General features: G+C 61.3%; 15 protein-coding genes. 2 read left to right on the top strand and 13 right to left on the bottom strand.

What is annotated here, in order from left to right; all coding sequences use genetic code 11:
* Window positions 1–145 precede the first annotated feature (145 nt).
* The 12 genes from ACR52_RS00075 to leuC all read right to left on the bottom strand — a co-directional run bounded on the left by ACR52_RS00075 (window position 146) and on the right by leuC (window position 14,341).
* Window positions 146–799: an SPOR domain-containing protein gene (locus ACR52_RS00075; RefSeq protein WP_048718923.1), complete on the bottom strand. Its 654-nt coding sequence runs from the start codon at window positions 797–799 to the stop codon at window positions 146–148.
* A complete protein-coding gene (folC, locus tag ACR52_RS00070) occupies window positions 783–2,090 on the bottom strand; it encodes a bifunctional tetrahydrofolate synthase/dihydrofolate synthase (protein WP_048718921.1) in 1,308 nt (435 codons plus the stop codon). Before folC ends, ACR52_RS00075 begins: the two co-directional genes overlap by 17 nt.
* Complete coding sequence (gene accD, locus ACR52_RS00065; RefSeq protein WP_048718918.1) at window positions 2,087–3,007, bottom strand: acetyl-CoA carboxylase, carboxyltransferase subunit beta; 921 nt, start codon at window positions 3,005–3,007, stop codon at window positions 2,087–2,089. Before accD ends, folC begins: the two co-directional genes overlap by 4 nt.
* A 244-nt stretch (window positions 3,008–3,251) precedes the next feature.
* Complete coding sequence (locus tag ACR52_RS00060; RefSeq protein WP_048718916.1) at window positions 3,252–3,884, bottom strand: phosphoribosylanthranilate isomerase; 633 nt, start codon at window positions 3,882–3,884, stop codon at window positions 3,252–3,254.
* A gap of 64 nt (window positions 3,885–3,948) precedes the next feature.
* Complete coding sequence (gene truA, locus ACR52_RS00055) at window positions 3,949–4,773, bottom strand: tRNA pseudouridine(38-40) synthase TruA (RefSeq protein ID WP_048720447.1); 825 nt, start codon at window positions 4,771–4,773, stop codon at window positions 3,949–3,951.
* 253 nt (window positions 4,774–5,026) lie between these two features.
* Window positions 5,027–7,588: a FimV/HubP family polar landmark protein gene (locus ACR52_RS00050; RefSeq protein ID WP_048718914.1), complete on the bottom strand. Its 2,562-nt coding sequence runs from the start codon at window positions 7,586–7,588 to the stop codon at window positions 5,027–5,029.
* Window positions 7,589–7,750: 162 nt separating this feature from the next.
* On the bottom strand, window positions 7,751–8,761 hold the full coding sequence (locus ACR52_RS00045; protein WP_048718910.1) for an aspartate-semialdehyde dehydrogenase: 1,011 nt from the start codon (window positions 8,759–8,761) through the stop codon (window positions 7,751–7,753).
* Between the two features lie 291 nt (window positions 8,762–9,052).
* Window positions 9,053–10,165 (bottom strand): aspartate-semialdehyde dehydrogenase, encoded by a 1,113-nt coding sequence (gene asd / locus ACR52_RS00040; protein ID WP_048718908.1) that lies wholly within the window; start codon window positions 10,163–10,165, stop codon window positions 9,053–9,055.
* Between the two features lie 64 nt (window positions 10,166–10,229).
* On the bottom strand, window positions 10,230–11,312 hold the full coding sequence (leuB, locus tag ACR52_RS00035) for a 3-isopropylmalate dehydrogenase (protein ID WP_048718905.1): 1,083 nt from the start codon (window positions 11,310–11,312) through the stop codon (window positions 10,230–10,232).
* Between the two features lie 53 nt (window positions 11,313–11,365).
* Entirely contained in the window at window positions 11,366–12,130 is a 765-nt protein-coding gene (locus ACR52_RS00030) for a class I SAM-dependent methyltransferase (RefSeq protein ID WP_048718903.1), read from the bottom strand.
* A 137-nt stretch (window positions 12,131–12,267) separates the two neighbouring features.
* Window positions 12,268–12,912 (bottom strand): 3-isopropylmalate dehydratase small subunit, encoded by a 645-nt coding sequence (gene leuD, locus ACR52_RS00025; protein WP_048718900.1) that lies wholly within the window; start codon window positions 12,910–12,912, stop codon window positions 12,268–12,270.
* A gap of 10 nt (window positions 12,913–12,922) precedes the next feature.
* Window positions 12,923–14,341 carry a 3-isopropylmalate dehydratase large subunit gene (leuC, locus tag ACR52_RS00020; RefSeq protein WP_048718899.1) on the bottom strand — a complete coding sequence of 473 codons (1,419 nt, stop codon included), beginning with the start codon at window positions 14,339–14,341 and terminating at the stop codon, window positions 12,923–12,925.
* A gap of 147 nt (window positions 14,342–14,488) precedes the next feature.
* On the opposite strand from leuC, the gene ACR52_RS00015 reads away from it, so the two are divergent.
* Window positions 14,489–15,379 carry a LysR family transcriptional regulator gene (locus ACR52_RS00015; protein WP_048718897.1) on the top strand — a complete coding sequence of 297 codons (891 nt, stop codon included), beginning with the start codon at window positions 14,489–14,491 and terminating at the stop codon, window positions 15,377–15,379.
* Window positions 15,380–15,445: 66 nt separating this feature from the next.
* The gene (locus ACR52_RS00010) at window positions 15,446–18,724 is read left to right on the top strand and encodes an EAL domain-containing protein (protein WP_048718895.1); all 3,279 of its coding nucleotides are present in this window, start codon (window positions 15,446–15,448) and stop codon (window positions 18,722–18,724) included.
* 44 nt (window positions 18,725–18,768) lie between these two features.
* Here ACR52_RS00010 and ACR52_RS00005 read toward each other — a convergent pair whose 3' ends face one another.
* Window positions 18,769–19,725, bottom strand: coding sequence for a hypothetical protein (locus tag ACR52_RS00005; RefSeq protein ID WP_048718894.1), 957 nt, complete (start codon window positions 19,723–19,725; stop codon window positions 18,769–18,771).
* Between the last annotated feature and the right edge of the window lie 270 nt (window positions 19,726–19,995).

The raw sequence follows: 19,995 nt of genomic DNA, 5'->3' as shown, positions 1-19,995 counted from the left end.
GCTATCGGTAAGCGGTGATTGCGAGTGCTATGCAAATCAATAGATTGTGGCGAGCCACGCACATTTCAACCCAGCGCAAAGCAATGTGGGAGGGGCTTGCTCCCTCCCACACTTGACTGCATTCCAAGCTGAAATCGACGCTAAATCAGCCGCGTTCAGGCTGGAAACGCACCACAAAACCGTTGAGGTTCTGCTGCCGGCCCAGCAAGTCGCGCAGGCGGTCGGCCTCGGCGCGCTCGATCAGCGGCCCGATAAACACGCGGTTCTTGCCATCAGCCGTGCGGATATAGGCGTTGTAACCCTGAGCACGCAGCTTTTTCTGCAAGGCTTCGGCGCTTTCGCGGTTAGCCAGGCTGGCGAGCTGGATCGACCAACTGATCGGCAAGCCATTCGGGTCGATACGACTCTGACCGACGTCCGGCTTTCCCGGTGCGGCAGGTTGCGGCACGACCGGCTTGGGCGCAGGTGCCGGGGCGGCAGGCTTGGCAGTCACCGCAGGCGCTGGCTTGACCACCGGTATGCTCGGCTGTACCGGCATCGAAGGCGCCTGCTGCGCAGCGACTTCTTCATCGGTCGGCACAGGCTCTTCTTCAGGCAGTACCTGTGGTTCAGGAACCACCACCGGCTCAACCTGCACCTGAGGCACCGCCGGCGCCTGAGGCGCTGCCGGGGCTTCAACGACCACTTGGCGCTGTTCGTCCTGCCGGGGAAACAGCATTGGCAGGAAAATCACCGCCAATGCCACCAGAACCAGGGCTCCGACCATTCGCTGCTTGTATGCGCTATCCAGTAATGCCATGTGCAGCTTCCTCCGTGGAGCGCCGGGCCAACCATTCAAGCGCCTCGGCAACACAATAAAATGATCCGAACAACAGAATCTCGTCATCGGGCGTGGCAACCGCGCACTGCGCCTCCAGGGCGGCAGTGACGCTTGCATACGACGCCACGGACGCTCCAAGGTTCTGCAAGGCCAGCTCAAGCTCAACAGCCGGACGGCTGCGCGGCGAATCCAGGGGTGCAACCGCCCAAGCCTGGACATTCCCCAGCAACGGCGCAACCACTCCCTCCAGATCCTTGTCGGCCAGCAGCCCGAACACCGCCAGGCGACGCCCAACCGGCGGCGTGCGCGACAGGCGTTGCGCCAAATACTCGGCAGCATGAGGGTTGTGCCCTACATCCAGCAGCAGGTTCAAGCGCTTGCCGTTCCAATCGAAGGCACGACGGTCGAGGCGCCCGACTACCCGCGTAGCGAGCAATGTCGCGGCAATCTGCTCCGCATGCCACGGCAGATCCAACAACAGATAAGCTTGCAAGGCGAGCGCGGCGTTTTCCATCGGCAGGTTCAAGAGCGGCAGATCACGCAGCTCAACAACCTGACCACGCGTATTACGCCCACGCCATTGCCAGTACTGCTCGCTTATCTCGAGATTGAATTCGCGGCCACGCAGGAAAAACGGGCAATCGAGCTCGCGCACCTTGTCGAGCAAGGTATGCGGCGGGTCCAGGTCACCGCACAGCGCTGGTTTGCCCTGGCGGAAGATCCCGGCCTTTTCATAGGCCACGGATTCGCGGGTATCGCCCAGGTAGTCGGTATGGTCGACGCCAATACTGGTAACCAGCGCCAGGTCGGCATCCACCACGTTGACCGTGTCCAGACGCCCACCCAGGCCAACCTCCAATACGACCACATCCAGTTGCGCACGCTCGAACAGCCAGAACGCCGCCAGGGTGCCCATCTCGAAATAAGTCAGGGAAATCTCGCCGCGCCCGACATCCAGTGCAGCGAAGGCTTCGCACAACTGCTCGTCAGTGGCTTCGACCCCATTGAGCTGCACCCGCTCGTTGTAGCGCAGCAGGTGTGGCGAGTTGTATACGCCGACGCTCAGCCCCTGGGCTTGCAGCAACGCGGCGACAAATGCACAGGTCGAGCCTTTGCCGTTGGTGCCGGTCACCGTGATTACACGCGGTGCCGGCCTGCCCAACCCGAGGCGGGCCGCTACCTGTTGCGAGCGCTCCAGGCCCATATCGATGGCTGATGGATGCAACTGCTCAAGGTAGGCGAGCCATTCGCCCAGGGTCCGTTGGGTCATAGGTTTGCAGGCACCGGCGGCACAACGATTGGCTCGATTTTAGGCGCGACGTAAACCGGTGTCGGCAGGCCCATCATTTGCGCCAGCAGGCTACCCAGCCGTGGACGCAGCTCACTGCGGGCGAGGATCATGTCGATAGCGCCGTGCTCCAGCAGGAACTCGCTGCGCTGGAAGCCTTCCGGCAGTTTTTCGCGCACGGTCTGTTCGATCACGCGCGGGCCGGCAAAGCCGATCAGGGCTTTCGGCTCGCCGACGATCACGTCACCCAGCATCGCGAGACTGGCGGAAACGCCGCCGTAGACCGGGTCGGTCAGCACGGAGATGAACGGGATGCCTTCTTCGCGCAGACGCGCCAGTACCGCAGAGGTCTTGGCCATTTGCATCAGGGAAATCAGGGCTTCCTGCATACGCGCGCCACCGGAGGCGGCGAAGCAGATCATCGGGCAACGGTTTTCCAGGGCGTAGTTGGCGGCACGTACGAAACGCTCACCGACGATGGCGCCCATGGAGCCACCCATGAACGAGAACTCAAACGCCGACACCACCACCGGCATGCCCAACAGCTTGCCGCTGACGGAAATCAGCGCGTCTTTCTCGCCGGTCTGCTTCTGCGCAGCGGTCAGGCGGTCCTTGTACTTCTTGCCGTCGCGGAACTTGAGACGGTCAACCGGCTCCAGGTCAGCGCCCAGCTCGTTACGGCCATCGGCGTCGAGGAAGATGTCGATGCGGGCGCGGGCGCCGATACGCATGTGGTGGTTGCACTTGGGGCAAACATCCAGGGTCTTTTCCAGCTCGGGGCGGTACAGCACCGCGTCGCAGGATGGGCACTTGTGCCACAGACCTTCAGGAACCGAGCTTTTCTTCACCTCGGAACGCATGATCGAAGGGATCAGTTTGTCTACTAACCAGTTGCTCATGCTTTCTTTCTCCAGTACCGGTGGCTTGAACACAGCCCCGCGTATGCCCTTGAGCTAAATTCATATGTGGCGATGACGCATGCTGGACGGGGTCAGACCTTCGACCTGCCATTTCCAGCCTGCATCCTCAGCCTTCCAGACAACCTGCCAGCGCAGGGTTGCCACTTCGTTTCCGGGCCACCCACAGGCGGCGCCGGGCTGTTTTACACAGTGGTAGTTATGGACGGCGGCAGACTGCCAGCCGTCACATCGCGCCACTGCTGTTGCGCACGGCCTGCATGAATGCGCGAATCTTGCCGTGATCCTTGATGCCCTTGCCCTGCTCTACCCCGCCACTGACATCCACGGCATACGGCCGAACCTGCTCGATGGCCGCCCCGACATTCCCGGGATTAAGCCCACCCGCAAGGATGATCGGCTTGCTCAGCCCCGCGGGGATCAGCGACCAATCGAATGCTTCGCCCGTGCCGCCAGGTACACCTTCGACATAGGTGTCGAGCAAGATCCCGCGCGCGCTGCTGTAGGCAGCGCAGGCACCGGCGATGTCGTCGCCGGCCTTGACCCGCAACGCCTTGATATACGGGCGTTGATAGCTTTCGCATTCATCCGGGGATTCGTCGCCGTGGAACTGCAGCATGTCCAGTTGCACGGCATCGAGGGTTTCGTTGAGCTCGCAGCGACTGGCATTGACGAACAAACCCACGGTGGTCACGAACGGTGGCAATGCGGCAATGATTGCCCGCGCCTGCAACACATTCACCGCCCGCGGGCTCTTGGCATAAAACACAAAACCAATGGCATCTGCCCCGGCCTCGACTGCCACCAGCGCGTCTTCTATGCGGGTAATCCCGCAAATCTTGCTGCGAACGGCTGACATGTCGTAGAGACCTCAGGGTTTGGACCGAGAAAGCCCCGGATGGTAACAAAAGCTTTTCCGGGCGTCAGCCGCCAAGTTCGCTGAAACCTGTGAGGAAGTGTGGCCCGATGAAGCGTTCCGGCAGCTCGAACTCGTCGCGGTACTCCACATCCACCAAGTACAGGCCGAATGGATGCGCCGTGACGCCACCGGTGCGGCGAACCCGGCTCTCCAACACTTCCTTGGCCCATTCCACCGGACGTTCGCCGGTACCGATGGTCATCAGCACCCCGGCAATGTTTCGTACCATGTGATGCAGGAACGCCCCGGCGCGGATATCCAGCACGATCATCTTGCCGTGGCGGGTCACCCGCAGGTGGTGGACTTCCTTGATCGGCGACTTGGCCTGGCACTGGCCGGCACGGAACGCGCTGAAATCATGGACCCCGACCAGATGCTGCGCGGCCTCGGCCATGCGCTCGGCATCCAGCGGGCGGTGGTTCCAGGTAATTTCTTCGTTGAGGTGCGCTGGGCGGATCTGGTCGTTATAGATCACATAGCGATAACGCCGGGCGATAGCCTTGAAGCGCGCATGAAAGTCCGCAGGCATGACCTTGGCCCAGCTGACGCTGACGTCATGGGGCAAATTGATATTTGCGCCCATCACCCACGCTTTCATCGATCGTTCGGCCTGGGTGTCGAAGTGCACAACCTGGCCACAGGCGTGCACGCCAGCGTCGGTACGCCCGGCGCACATCAGCGACACCGGGGAGTCGGCGACTTTCGACAGGGCCTTCTCCAGGGTTTCCTGCACGGTCAGCACCCCCGACGCCTGGCGCTGCCAGCCGCGGTACCGCGAGCCTTTGTATTCCACGCCCAGGGCGATTCGGTAAAAGCCTGCGGCCGCCAATTCGGCGGCCGCGTTATCTATATTTGCCAAGAACTGAGAGCCTGATGAGTTGCGCAAAGGCGGCCATTATAAAGGCGGAGGACATGTGAGGGGCGCTTTTGTTGCGGTGAACCAATGTGGGAGCGGGCTTGTGTGGGAGTGCGCTTGCTCCCGATGGTCTTTCATTCAACATTTACGCTGACTGTCTCAGCGCAATCGGGAGCAAGCCCACTCCCACACAAGTCCGCTCCCACATTTGGATTGGCGTCGATCTTCAGATTTTGCCGAGCATTTCCTTGGCTTCGCTGCGCTGGCCGTCGTTACCTTCCGTCAAAACCTCGGAAAGGATATCCCGTGCGCCGTCCGCATCGCCCATGTCGATATAGGCTTGCGCCAAATCGAGCTTGGTCGCCACTTCATTGGTACCGGAGAGGAAATCGAATTCCGGCTCGTCGCCACCCAGCGCTGCATCTTCAGCGGTGAAGGTAGGCTCGATGGGCGGACTCTCCAAGCTCTGGGACAGGCGGTCCAACTCGGCGTTGACGTCATCCAGTTCCGAAGCGAACGCGTCGGGCTTGGCGGCAGCCGGAGCGTCCGGCTCATCGGCCAGGGACAGGTCAAAGTCTTCCGGCAGATCGAAGTCATCCAGCGCGGCAGGCGTCAGGGTCGGTGGTTCGACCGCCGGCACATCCTTCATCTGGTCCTCAAGACCGGAAAGGAAGTCGTCGTCCGATTGCGCAGAAGCCGGTGCATCCAACTGCATGTCCAGATCGAAGTCGGACAGGTCGTCCGGGCTCGCCTTGGCTTCGGTCTGCTGTTGCAGCACCGACTCAAAACTCAGCTCGTCTTCCAGGTTGGCCGGCGAAGCAGCCTCGAGGTCATCCAGGCTCAGGTCAAAGTCGGTGTCGAGCGCCTCGGCTTCAGCGGCCGGTGCTGCCGGTTTGTCTTCCAGCAGGTCCTTCACGTATTGCGCGTCCAACGCCGCAGCGGCGACGGCGGCACTGACACCCGCTGCCAACACGGCCATGGCCGGGAAGCGCGACTTGAGCTGCTCGACCTGGGCATGGTTCTCGCCATTGGCGACCAGTTGGCGCTCCTGGGTGACGAAGCCGTCCTTGTCGCTTTGCAGGCCGTAGACTTCCATCAGCTTCAAACGCAGGTCACTGCGCTTGGGCTCGTGCTTGATTGCTTGCTCCAATACATCCGCGGCCTGGTTTAAGTGACCACGGTCGATATGGGACTGTGCCTGTGCCAGCGCGTCACTGGAATTGGTCGGGTTTACAGCCACTGCCAACGGTGCAAGCACGGACGCAACGGTCGGCATCACGACTGGCTCAACGACGGGCGCTGGCGCAGCGGCCAGCTTGACGCTCGGCGGCGGCACTTCCAGGCCTTCAAAGCTGTCTGGCGGCAGGTCGTGGTCAATATCCGATTTGAATTCCGGCTCTTCGGCCAGGGCCCGCGCCATACGCAGATGCTTTTCGTCTTCGCGGCGGGCGTTACGATGGCGCACGCCCAACAACAGCAGCAAAAACGCCAGCAATAAAGCTGCACCGCCAAGTACCCAAAGGACAACCGGATTCGTCAGCAGGTCGTTGAATTTGCCTTCACTGCCAGCAGGCGCTGCAGCCGGTTTGATCGGCTCTGGCGCTGGCGCTACAGAGGGGGGCGCAGGCGCATCGGCTGCCGGTGCGACAGGTGCCGCCGCCGGGTCGCTTGCCAACTGGGCGGAGATCGCGGCAGTCGCGGCAGTCGCCGGGGCGACCGGATCAGCCTTGTCAGCCTGCAAACGGGCCAGTTGATCGTTTTTCAGTTGAATCAGCTTTTGCAGCTTGTCCAACTGGCTTTGCAGATCGGCCGCGCGGCTTTTCAGTTCGTCGTTATCGCGACGGGTGGTATCCAGTTGTTCCTGGGTCATCGCCAGTTTGTCGCTCAGGGCCTGACCATCGCCGGCCTTGCCTTTCGCGCCCTTCTTGGCCGCATCGGCCGAGACCAGGCTCAAGTTGTCCTTGGCGTTGGTACTCGACGGTGCATTGCCCGCCTGGGTGCGCTTGGTGGCGTCCAGTTGCTGCTTGCCGGCCGCTTGATTCGCCGCAGTGCGACGGCCCTTGCGCCAGGCGCTGTTCTGCGCGGTGACTTCGGCAATGGCCTGAGGCTGGGGCAATGCGGTGCTTTGTACGGTGTCCGGCAGGCGCAGGACCTGGCCGGTTTTCAGGCGATTGATATTGCCGTCGATAAAGGCGCCGGGGTTGAGCGCCTGGATGGCCAGCATCGTCTGCTGCACCGAACCACCATTGCGGTGCTTCTCGGCGATTTCCCACAGCGTGTCGTGGGGCGTAGTGGTGTGCTGCGCCGGCTTACTTATGGCGGGCGCAGTGCTGGCCGGCGCAGACAAGCGAGGCGCGGGCGCAGCGGCGGTCAGTGCAGGCTGATCAAACTTGGCCGGGTCGAGCAATACGCTGTAGTCACGCATCAGGCGGCCATTGGGCCATTGCACCTGCAGCAGGAACCGTACGTAGGAATCCGGCAACGGCTTGCTGGAGGTGACACGCACCACGCTGCGGCCATTCGGGTTGATCACCGGGGTGAAGGTCAGGTCATTGAGAAACGCCTGGCGATCCACGCCTGCATCCACAAACGCCTGGGATGACGCCAGGCTCGGCGTGATCTCGGAAGCGGTGAGGCCACCGACATCGAGCAATTCAATTTCCACCGACAACGGCTGGTTCAGCTTCGACTTGAGGGTCATCTCCCCAAGCTGCAACGCCTGCGCCATACCGGAGGACAGCGCCGAGGCGGCCGCTATTGCTAACACCAGTTTGCGAACTTGAACCATAGCCTCATCCCTTGTGTGAACACTCCCCGGCCTGCGAGAAGGTTGGTAACCGCTGCCATAAGGCATGGCGAGCCGATAGGTCACCGACGCGCTTCTGTTGCTGCTAGGTGCCAAGCATAGCGCTTGGCTAGAATCAATCTACAAATTGCCGCCAAGTATCTTTTACACAAGGCCTTTTATCAACAACTGCGCCAGTTGCACGGCATTCAGCGCTGCGCCTTTGCGTACGTTATCTGACGTCAGCCACATATTTAGTTCCGCCGGGTCGTCCACACCGGCGCGAACCCGTCCCACATACACCACGTCCTGGCCAACCGCATCGCCAACGGCAGTCGGGTAATCACCCTCTTCCACCCACTCGATACCGGGTGCGGCTTCGAGCGCGCGATTGACGGCGGCGAGGTCCACCGGTGCGCCCAATTGCAACGACACTGTCAGGCTATCGCCAAAAAACACCGGGGCTTGAACGCAAGTCGCGGAAATCTTTAGCAAAGGAGTTTCCAGCACGGCACGCAGCTCCTGTATCAGACGTTTCTCAAGCGCTGTATGACCCTGGGCGTCTGGCGTGCCGACTTGGGCCAGCAGGTTGAAGGCCATTTGCCGATCAAAGAACTTGGGCTCCAGCGGGCGCACATTCAGCAGCTCTGCAGTCTGCCGGGCCAGCTCACTGACGGCTTCACGGCCCTGGGCAGAGACCGCCAGGCTAGCGGTAACGCTGACGCGCTGAATGTCCAGGAAGCCGCGCAACGGCGCCAGCACTACCGCGAGGTGGGTGGAGGAAGGGCTCGGACTGCTCAGCTGGAAGGGCTTTTTCAAACCGTCCAGCACATGGGCGTTGGCTTCCGGCACCACTGGGGGCGCCTGCTCGGCCGGCAACGCACCCGACAGGTCGATCACCGAACAGCCCGCCGCTGTGGCGCGCGGGGCGAAGCTCAAGGTCACCGCCGGGCCGGCCGCGAAGAAGGCCAGTTGCACCTTGCTGAAGTCAAATTCATCGACCTCCCGCACCCGCACATTCTTGCCGCGAAACGGCACCGACGCGCCGGCAGAGTTGCTGCCCGCCAGCAGATGCAAGGTGCCCACCGGAAAGCTCAGCTCTTCGAGAATCTGCACCAGGGTCTCGCCAACGGTACCGGTGGCGCCGATCACGGCGATATCAAAGGTCTGGGTCATGGGGGCTGCCTCGGGCATTGCGGGGGGAGCGGCACTTTACCGGGTGGCTCGGGGTGAGGCAATTGCACACATTTTCATGGCTGGAAAAATCCCCTGCTTGATTGTTCCCACGCTCCGTCTGGGAATGCATCCCGTGGTGCTCCGCGTCACAGCGTCAAGAGCGGACGCGGAGCGTCCATGGCGGCATTCCCACGCGGAGCGTGGGAACGATCAATACGCGCCATGCCTGGCGCACCAATAAAAAACCCGCGCCTGTCTCCAGGCGCGGGTTTCTGTTACTGCCTCAGGCGATCAACGCTCCAGCAGAATCCGCAGCATGCGGCGCAGCGGTTCGGCCGCGCCCCACAGCAGTTGGTCGCCGACGGTGAACGCGCCCAGGTACTGGGTGCCCATGTTCAGCTTACGCAGGCGGCCAACCGGTACATTCAGGGTGCCGGTGACCTTGGTCGGGCTCAGCTCCTGCATGCTGATGTCGCGGTTGTTCGGTACCAGCTTGACCCACGGGTTGTGCTGGCTGATCAGCCCTTCGATATCAGCGATCGGCACGTCTTTGTTCAGCTTGATGGTCAGCGCCTGGCTGTGGCAACGCATGGCGCCGATGCGCACGCAGATGCCGTCCACCGGGATCGGGCTCTTGAAGCGGCCGAGGATCTTGTTGGTTTCGGCCTGGGCCTTCCACTCTTCGCGGCTCTGACCGTTCGGCAGCTCCTTGTCGATCCACGGAATCAAGCTACCGGCCAATGGCACACCGAAGTTCTCGGTCGGGTACGCATCGCTGCGCATGGCTTCGGCCACGCGGCGGTCGATGTCGAGGATCGCGCTGGCCGGGTCGGCCAATTGATCGGCGACAGCAGCGTGGGTAGCGCCCATCTGCTTGATCAGCTCACGCATGTTCTGCGCACCAGCGCCGGAGGCCGCCTGATAGGTCATGGCGCTCATCCACTCGACCAGGCCGGCTTCGAAGAGGCCGCCCAGGCCCATCAGCATCAAGCTGACGGTGCAGTTGCCGCCGATATAGTTCTTGGTACCGGCATCCAGCTGCTGGTCGATGACCTTGCGGTTGACCGGGTCGAGCACGATCACGGCATCGTCCTGCATACGCAGGCTCGACGCGGCATCGATCCAGTAACCCTGCCAGCCCGCTTCGCGCAGCTTGGGGAAGACTTCGCTGGTGTAGTCGCCGCCCTGGCAGGTCAGAATCACGTCGAGGGTTTTCAGCTCTTCAATGCTGTAGGCGTCCTTGAGTGGGGCAATATCCTTGCCCACGGACGGCCCTTGGCCACCAACGTTCGAAGTGGTGAAAAACACCGGCTCAATAAGATCGAAATCCTGCTCTTCCAGCATCCGCTGCATGAGCACGGAACCGACCATACCGCGCCAACCGATCAGACCTACACGTTTCATCGCAACTACACCTTGTTAAAAAGTGGGCCGCCTTGCAGCAACAACTGCAAGCGGGCCCGAGAGATTACAGATTCCGCAGCGCGGCGACTACTGCGTCGCCCATTTCTTGCGTCCCGACCTTGGTGCAACCCTGCGACCAGATGTCGCCGGTGCGCAGGCCCTGGTCCAGCACCAGGCTGACGGCCTTCTCGATGGCATCCGCCGCGTCCGTCAGGTTGAAGCTGTAACGCAGCATCATCGAGACCGACAGGATGGTCGCCAACGGGTTGGCAATGCCCTGGCCAGCGATGTCCGGCGCCGAACCGTGGCAGGGCTCGTACATGCCCTTGTTGTTGGTGTCCAGGGACGCCGACGGCAGCATGCCGATAGAGCCGGTGAGCATGGAAGCCTGGTCGGACAGGATGTCGCCGAACAGGTTATCGGTAACGATCACGTCAAACTGCTTCGGCGCGCGCACCAGCTGCATCGCGGCGTTATCGACGTACATGTGGCTCAGCTCGACGTCCGGGTAGTCCTTGGCGACTTCTTCGACGATTTCGCGCCACAGTTGGCTGGATGCCAGCACGTTGGCCTTGTCCACCGAGCAAACTTTCTTGCCACGCACGCGGGCCATGTCGAAACCGACACGGGCGATACGGCGGATCTCGCTCTCGCTGTACGGCAGCGTGTCGTAGGCCTGACGCTCGCCATTTTCCAGTTCGCGCACGCCGCGTGGCGAGCCGAAGTAGATACCGCCGGTCAGCTCACGCACGATCAGGATATCCAGGCCTGCCACCACTTCCGGCTTGAGGCTGGAAGCGTCGGCCAGTTGCGGGTAGAGGATCGCCGGGCGCAAGTTGCCGAACAGGCCCAATTGCGCGCGGATTTTCAGCAGGCCGCGCTCAGGGCGGATGTCACGTTCGATCCTGTCCCACTTCGGGCCGCCCACGGCGCCCAGCAGCACGGCATCGGCAGCGCGAGCGCGGTCCAGGGTTTCGTCGGCCAGGGGCACGCCGTGTTTGTCGATGGCGGCGCCGCCGATCACGTCGTGGCTCAATTCGAAGCCCAGGCTGTACTTGGTGTTGGCCAATTCCAGGACTTTGACCGCTTCGGCCATGATTTCCGGACCAATACCGTCGCCAGGGAGAATCAGAATCTGCTTGCTCATGCGTTCCTCATTTCATCAAGCGACCCGCCCAGGGGCAGGTCGGGAAAAATCAATCAGCGTTCGGCCCAAACCACCAGCACATCGGTGCTGAAGGTGCCGTCGGCTTGAATTTCATAGTAATCGCGCACTTCCTGGCCCATCGCCTGCTGCAATTGCAGGATCGCGGCACGCAAGGCCTGCGGCGTGCGCATGCGCTCGACCCACGAGGTGTATTCCAGGCGCAGGCGCTGACGACTGCTGCTGCGTACATGCAGGCCGGCTTCGCTGAGCTGGCGCATCCACTCGGCGGCGCAATAGTCGCGCACGTGGCTGGTGTCGCGCAGCACTTCGACGGTTTGCAGGTAAGTGTCCAACAGCGGGCTGCCCGGTGACAAGACATCGACGAAAGCCGCCACGCCGCCCGGCTTGAGCACCCGGCGCACTTCGCGCAGGGCCAGGCCGAGGTCGCTCCAATGGTGGGCCGAGTAGCGGCTGAACACAAAATCGAACTCAGCATCGGCGAACGGCAGGCGTTCGGCCGCGCCGTGCACGGTGGTGATGTTGCCCAGGCCACGATCCTTGGCAGCGGCTGCAACCACGTCGAGCATCTGCTGGGACAGGTCGTAGGCCACCACTTCCTTGACCAGCGGCGCCACATGGAAGCTGACATGACCGGCACCACAGCCCAGGTCCAGCAGTCGCGCGCTGCCCTGCCCGGCCAGTTCGGCCTGTAGCAGCGCGAATTCGGTGCCTTGGGCGTGCACGGCACTGCTCAGGTAGGCAGACGCCTGTTCGCCGAATTGTTTTTGCACGACTTGGGTGTGGGCGGTGTTGGTCATGGGAGTTTCCTCAATGGACCTTGTGGTGTTTGTTCTGGCCCTATCGGGAGCAAGCCCCCTCCCACATTTGAATGTATTCACAAATCAAAAGGTGGGAGGGGCTTGCCCCCGATGGCGGCGGTCCTGCCTACATCAATTTAGGCGTCGCGAAACAACCAAGGCTGGCTCGCCCGGTGCTTGGCTTCAAACGCCGCAACCGCATCGCCGTCCTGCAGGGTCAGGCCGATATCGTCCAGGCCGTTGATCAGGCAGTGCTTGCGGAACGCATCCACTTCAAAGTGATACACCTTGCCATCCGGACGGGTCACGGTCTGCGCGGCCAGGTCGACGGTCAGTTGGTAGCCCACATCGGCTTCCACTTGCTTGAACAGCTCGTCCACTTCGGCGTCGCTCAAGATGATCGGCAGCAAGCCGTTCTTGAAGCTGTTGTTGAAGAAAATGTCGGCATAGCTCGGCGCGATGATGCTGCGAAAACCATATTCTTCCAGGGCCCACGGCGCGTGCTCACGGCTGGAGCCGCAACCGAAGTTTTCCCGGGCCAGCAATACACTGGCGCCCTGGTAACGTTCGGCGTTGAGTACGAAATCCTTGTTCAGCGGGCGCTTGGAGTTGTCCTGATAGGCGTAGCCCACGTCCAGGTAGCGCCACTCGTCGAACAGGTTGGGGCCGAAACCGGTGCGCTTGATCGACTTCAAGAACTGCTTCGGGATGATCTGGTCGGTGTCCACGTTGGCACGGTCCAACGGCGCGACTAAACCGGTGTGTTGGGTAAAAGCTCTCATCGGGTTTTCCTCAGATCAATTCGCGAACGTCGATGAAACGACCGTTAACGGCAGCCGCAGCGGCCATGGCCGGGCTGACGAGATGGGTACGGCCACCGGCGCCCTGACGCCCTTCGAAGTTACGGTTGGAGGTGGACGCGCAATGCTCGCCGGATTCCAAACGGTCCGGGTTCATCGCCAGGCACATCGAGCAGCCCGGCTCACGCCATTCAAAACCGGCCTCGAGGAAAATTTTGTCCAGGCCTTCGGCTTCGGCCTGGGCCTTCACCAGGCCCGAACCTGGCACCACAATGGCTTGCTTGATGGTCGAGGCAACCTTGCGGCCCTTGGCGATCACCGCCGCGGCACGCAGGTCTTCGATCCGCGAGTTGGTGCAGGAGCCGATAAATACGCGATCCAACTGAATGTCGGTGATCGCTTGGTTGGCTTTCAAGCCCATGTACTTCAAGGCGCGTTCGATGGACCCGCGCTTGACGAGGTCGGTTTCCTGAGCCGGGTCCGGTACGTTCTGGTCAACAGCCAGGACCATTTCCGGCGAGGTGCCCCAGCTGACTTGCGGCTTGATCTGGGCGGCGTCGAGTTCGACCACGGTGTCGAACACCGCGTCGGCGTCGGAGACCAGGTCTTTCCAGGCTTCGACGGCAGCGTCCCAATCGGCGCCGCTCGGTGCGAAAGGGCGACCCTTGACGTAGGCAACGGTCTTTTCATCCGCCGCCACCATGCCCACACGGGCGCCGGCTTCGATGGACATGTTGCAGATGGTCATGCGGCCTTCGATGGACAGGTCGCGAATGGCGCTGCCAGCGAACTCGATGGCATGGCCATTACCGCCGGCGGTGCCGATCTTGCCAATCACCGCGAGCACGATGTCCTTGGCGGTCACGCCGAACGGCAAGGTGCCTTCGACCGAGACCAACATGTTCTTCATTTTCTTGGCCACGAGGCACTGGGTGGCGAACACATGTTCCACCTCGGAAGTACCGATACCATGGGCCAGGGCACCAAACGCACCGTGGGTGGACGTGTGGGAGTCACCGCAGACCACGGTCATGCCCGGCAAGGTCGCGCCCTGCTCCGGGCCGATCACGTGGACGATGCCTTGACGAACGTCATTCATCTTGAATTCGGTGATGCCATATTCGTCGCAGTAGTCATCAAGCGTCTGCACCTGCAAACGCGACACGGTGTCAACAATCGCTTCGATCCCGCCCTTGCGCTCCGGCGTAGTCGGCACGTTGTGGTCCGGGGTGGCGATGATCGAGTCGACGCGCCATGGCTTGCGCCCGGCCAGTCGCAGGCCTTCGAACGCTTGGGGCGAGGTCACTTCATGGATGATGTGACGGTCGATATAGATCAGCGACGACCCATCATCGCGCCGTTTCACTTCATGGGAATCCCAAAGCTTGTCGTAAAGCGTTTTGCCGGCCATCAGTCGGTCCTCATCATCGGTCTTTCTATGCCCCGGGTCTTGAGACATTCAATAACCCTTTGGCTTGTGAGGCTGATGGTATGGCGCTACATTAAATAACTCAAATTCATATTTTTTATGCTTTGGATTACCAACTGGAATACCACAATGGATCTGGCCAACCTCAATGCCTTTATTGCCATCGCCGAGACCGGCAGCTTCTCCGGCGCCGGTGAACGCCTGCACCTGACCCAACCGGCTATCAGCAAACGCATTGCCGGCCTGGAGCAACAATTGAAGGTGCGTCTGTTCGACCGTTTGGGTCGCGAAGTGGGCTTGACCGAGGCCGGCCGGGCCTTGTTGCCGCGCGCCTATCAGATTCTCAACGTACTGGACGACACCCGCCGCGCGCTCACCAACCTCACCGGCGAAGTCAGCGGGCGTCTCACCCTGGCCACCAGTCACCACATCGGCCTGCACCGCCTGCCGCCGGTGTTGCGCACGTTTACCCGGGAATACCCGAACGTCGCGCTGGATATTCAGTTCCTCGATTCGGAAGTAGCCTACGAAGAAATCCTCCACGGCCGCGCCGAAGTGGCGGTGATCACCCTCGCGCCTGATCCCCACAACCTGGTGCGCGCCACCCCGGTGTGGGATGACCCGCTGGATTTCGTGGTCGCGCCGGAGCACAGCCTGATCAACAACGGCGCCATCAGCCTGGCCGATATCGCCGGGCACCCGGCGGTATTTCCTGGCGGCAACACCTTTACCCATCATATTGTCAGCCGATTGTTCGAGGCCCAGGGCCTCACGCCGAACATCGCGATGAGCACTAACTACCTGGAAACTATCAAAATGATGGTTTCCATCGGCCTGGCATGGAGCGTGCTGCCGCGCACCATGCTCGATGATCAAGTGGCAAGTATCGCTTTGCCGGGCATACAGCTCAGTCGCCAGCTAGGCTATATCGTGCACACCGAAAGGACGCTGTCGAACGCTGCGCGGGCTTTCATGAGCCTATTGGATGCACAGGTCGATCTGCCAGGGATACCGGCATGAAGCTGTGCGGCCTCAAGGTTTGAACTGAACCGCGCCGAACGCCCATCGAGCCAAGGCCCTTTGATAATGCGCAACCCCGTCGATTCCATGCCACCCCTGCCCCGTATTTACGCCCTGGACCCTCAGGAAGCGGAACAAAGCTGGGAAAGCGCCCCACAATTGCTGGCAGCCCTGAACGCCGCCCGGCTGGGTGCATGGTGCTGGGAAATCGACACCGGAAAAATCAGCTGGTCGCGGGGCACCCAGGCGCTGTTCGGGTTTGACCCCAGGCAACCGCTGCCCAAGGATCTGGACTACCTGGACCTGCTGGCCCCTGAGGATCGCGTCCGGGTGGTTCGGGCCTTTCACGCGGTGCTGGCCGGCGAGCCGTTCGAGCAGGCGATGCATCACCACATCCAGTGGCCCGATGGTAGCCAGCACTGGCTGGAGATCAACGGCAGCCTGGCGCCGGACAAGGCCGGTCGGCGCCGTATGATCGGGGTGATCCGCGAGACCACCCGCCAGCGCGAGCGCGAACACGCCCTCAGCCACTCAGAAAAACGCTTCGCCACGCTCTTTCACCTCTGCCCCAACATGGTCTTGCTGACCCGCCAGTCCGACGGCTTGATCAGCGAAGCCAACCAGTATTTCGAGATGTTGTTCGGCTGGCCGCTGGCCGAAGCCATTGGCCGAACCACCCTGGACCTGGGCCTGTGGCGCCACCCCGAACAGCGCGCGCTGCTGGTCCAGGCCACCCAGCGCAAGGGCGAACCCATCACCATGGAAGTGCAATTCTGTGCCAGCAACGGCCAGATCCACGATGGCACCCTCAGCGCGCAGAAAGTGGAACTGGAGGGCCAGGCCTACCTGCTCAGCACGTTTCTCGACACCACCGAGCGCAAAAACGCCGAGCAGGCGCTCAAGGACAGCCAGGAGCGCCTCGACCTGGCCTTGGACTCGGCGCAATTGGGCACCTGGGACTGGCACATCCCCACCGGTATGCTCTACGGCTCGGCCCGCGCCGCCCAACTGCATGGCCTGCCGCCCGAGCCCTTCCATGAATCATTCGATGCGTTTTTCGAGGGCATGCCCAAGGAAGAGCGTGACAACATGCGCAATGCCTATCGCACCCTGCGCGAAGGCCCGGCCGGCAACTATCAACTGACCTACCGCGTGCCGATGGAAGACGGCAGCTCGCGCTACCTGGAAAGCCGCGCGCGCCTTTATCGCGACGACCTCGGCGCGCCGCTGCGCATGGCCGGGACGCTGCTGGACATCACCGACCAGGTCGAGCGCGAACAACGTCTCACCGCCTCCGAAGAAAAATTCGCCAGCCTGTTCCAGGCCAGCCCCGACCCGATCTGCGTGACTTACCTGGACAGCGGCGCGTTTATCGAGATCAACCCCGCGTTCACCCAGACCTTCGGCTGGACGGCCGCCGAGGTGATCGACAAAAGCGCCGAGCAGATCGGCCTGTGGGATGACTCAAGCAAACGCCTGCAACGTATCGAGCGTGTCATCCGCGAGCAGGCGCTGAGCAACGTAGCCATCGTGGTGCACCACAAGGACGGCCAAAGCCTGACCTGCGTGATTTCCAGCCGGCTGATCAAGGTGAGCGATAAACCGTGCATCGTCACCACATTGCGCGATATCACCCAGCAGCAACGTTCGGAGGCCGCGCTGAAGGCCAGTGAAGAGAAATTCGCCAAGGCCTTTCATTCCAGCCCCGATGCGATTTCCATCACCGAGCGCGACACAGGCCGCTATGTCGAGGTTAACGACGGCTTCTGCCGCCTGACCGGCTATCGTGCCGAAGAAGCCATTGGCCTGACGCTGTACCAGATCGGCATCTGGGCCGATGAGAACCAACGCGCCGCGCTCCTGGCCGAATTGCAGATCAAGGGGCGCATTAATCACCTGGAAATGCTCTGGCACAACAAGCGCGGCGAAGTGCTGGCGGTGGAGGTGTCGGTAGAACCCATCACGCTCAATGAAACCCCGTGCCTGCTGCTGACCGCGCGGGACGTCAGCCTGCTGAAAAACGCCCAGGCGCAGATCCGTCATCTGGCCTATCACGACCCCCTGACCAATCTGCCTAACCGCGCGCTGCTGATGGACCGCCTCAGCCAGCAGATCGCCCTGCTCAAACGCCACAATTTGCGCGGTGCCCTGCTGTTTCTCGACCTTGACCACTTCAAGCACATCAACGACTCCCTCGGGCACCCGGTGGGCGACACCGTGTTGAAAATTGTCACCGCGCGCCTTGAAGCCAGCGTGCGGATGGAGGATACGGTGGCGCGTTTGGGCGGCGATGAATTCGTGGTGCTGCTCAGTGGCCTGGATGGCACGCGCGCGGCGGTCAGCGCCCAGGTGCAGGAACTGGCCGATACCCTGCGCGAACTGCTCTCGGAACCGATGTTCCTCGACGGCCATCGCCTGCAGGTCACGCCGAGCATTGGCGTGGCTCTAATCCCGGACCATGGCTCGACTCCGGCGGACTTGCTCAAACGCGCCGACATCGCCCTGTACCGCGCCAAGGATTCAGGGCGCAACACCACGCAGATGTTCCACAACAGCATGCAGAAAACCGCCAGCGAGCGGCTGCGCATGGAAACCGACCTGCGCCTGGCCCTGTCACGCGGCGAATTCAGCGTGCACTACCAGCCCCAGGTAGACGCCCGTGGTAACAAGATTGTCGGCGCCGAGGCCCTGGTGCGCTGGCAGCATCCGCAGTTGGGCGCACAGTCGCCGTCGGAATTTATCAAGGTGCTGGAAGACAGCGGACTGATCCTCGAAGTGGGTACCTGGATCCTCGATGAGGCCTGCGCCGCCTTTGAGCAACTGATTGCGGAAGGCCTGGTGGACCCGCTGAATTTCAGCCTGTGCGTGAATATCAGCCCCCGGCAGTTTCGCCAGAACGACTTTGTGGAGCGGGTAGAGCACAGCCTCAAGCAGCATCACCTGCCCTTCAGCCTGCTGAAACTGGAAATCACCGAAGGCATCGTGATCCAGAACCTCGACGACACCATCGGCAAGATGCGCCGCCTGAAAAAACTCGGCGTCAGCTTTGCCATGGATGACTTTGGTACCGGTTATTCGTCGCTGACCTACCTCAAGCGCCTGCCGGTGGATGCGCTGAAAATCGACCAGTCCTTTGTGCGCGATGCGACCCACGATCCCAACGATGCGGAAATCATCCGCGCCATCGTGGCCATGGCCCGCAGCTTGAATCTGGAAGTTATCGCCGAAGGGGTGGAAACCCCGGAACAACTGGCGTTCCTGCAAAAGCTGGGGTGCCATTTGTTCCAGGGGTATTTGCACAGCCGTCCATTGCCGATCGAGGGGTTCAGGCGGTTGCTGGGATAGCCCTCATAACCGTTTAACACCCCCGCATTACTGAGCATCGACCTTCACATCAGGGCGACAGCATCACCCCGAGTCGGTGCCGAGCCCTGGCGCCCCCATAACTCTTCACGACCGTTGATGACCGCCACCGAATGCCCGGTCCGGTTGCACATGCCCAGTTGTCCTTGGGCAAGCTCACGCACGGAAACCCGCTTCATATGCTGCCTCAACCCCAGCCGCTGTAAGCCCTCCCCAGGCCCAGTCTCGTCCTCACCATCATTCAAGCTTTTGATCGCGGCCTGAAAACTCCTGCCCGCAGTACGATCATTGTTTTCCATCTGTGCACGCTTGGCGCTGACGGCGAACAGAAACTGTGCGTCCTTGAGCATTTCTTTGTCAGGCCCGATGAATTGCGCACCTCGTGCACCTTCGGCCAGTTCGCGATCCGTAAGAGTGAGCTTGAAGTCATCCCGCATAGACACTTGATAACCGTCGCTGCTCCTTATCACCTCTTTGAAAATATCCGTAGGGCTTTGACCAAATCGATACATCGCAGCCTTGATAGCCGATACCGTCACACAGTTGCCATCCGGTCCCTGGCGAAAACCGCTCCAGATATTGTCCGGTTTGGCGCCGTTTCGCTTGCTGGAGAGGCCAGGGAGGTTCGCGAGTGGCGCTGGTCTGGGCACCACAGGCTCTGGCACCACCCGGGGAGCGATCTCCGGTCGCGGAACAGGCAGGACCGGAACTGTCGGGGCCTTTTTATCAGGCAGCAGATTCATTAACTGAGTGAAGAAGCTGGTCATCAGACTGACCAACTTAGTAATGGCTTCAGAGTCAGTATCGGCCCCCACTTTATTCTCTAACACCTTTATGGGCAGGGTACTTGGCGCGGGGTTAATATTATCGCCGATAAACGTCAACCGAGAAACGGGTTGATTATTTGCAACCAGGGAATTCGCAGGCATTAACTGACGCACATCGGCGACACGCGCAATATTATTAATTGAACAACACGACATACAACTCTCCCTAAGCACGTACTTTTACGACGGTATCAGTACGGAAAAGTACGCGCTTTATTCAAGGCATTTAAACGAGATAAATAACGTTAAGACCTCAAGCTTGGTCGAGGACTGAACCACCAATCCCTTTGAGCAAATTGATTCTCAGCAGGACCAGGACTGGTTAAATCCGGAGCGGGCGGTTGCGGTTGCGGTTGCGGTTGCGGTTGCGGTTGCGGTTGCGGCTGCGGCTGCGGTTGCGGTTGCGGTTGCGGTTGCGGTTGCGGC

The organism is Pseudomonas fildesensis (assembly GCF_001050345.1).
In the GTDB taxonomy this organism is placed as follows: domain Bacteria; phylum Pseudomonadota; class Gammaproteobacteria; order Pseudomonadales; family Pseudomonadaceae; genus Aquipseudomonas; species Aquipseudomonas fildesensis.
The sequence above is the reverse complement of the archived record's forward strand: the minus strand, read 5'-3'. Positions and strand labels throughout refer to the sequence as shown.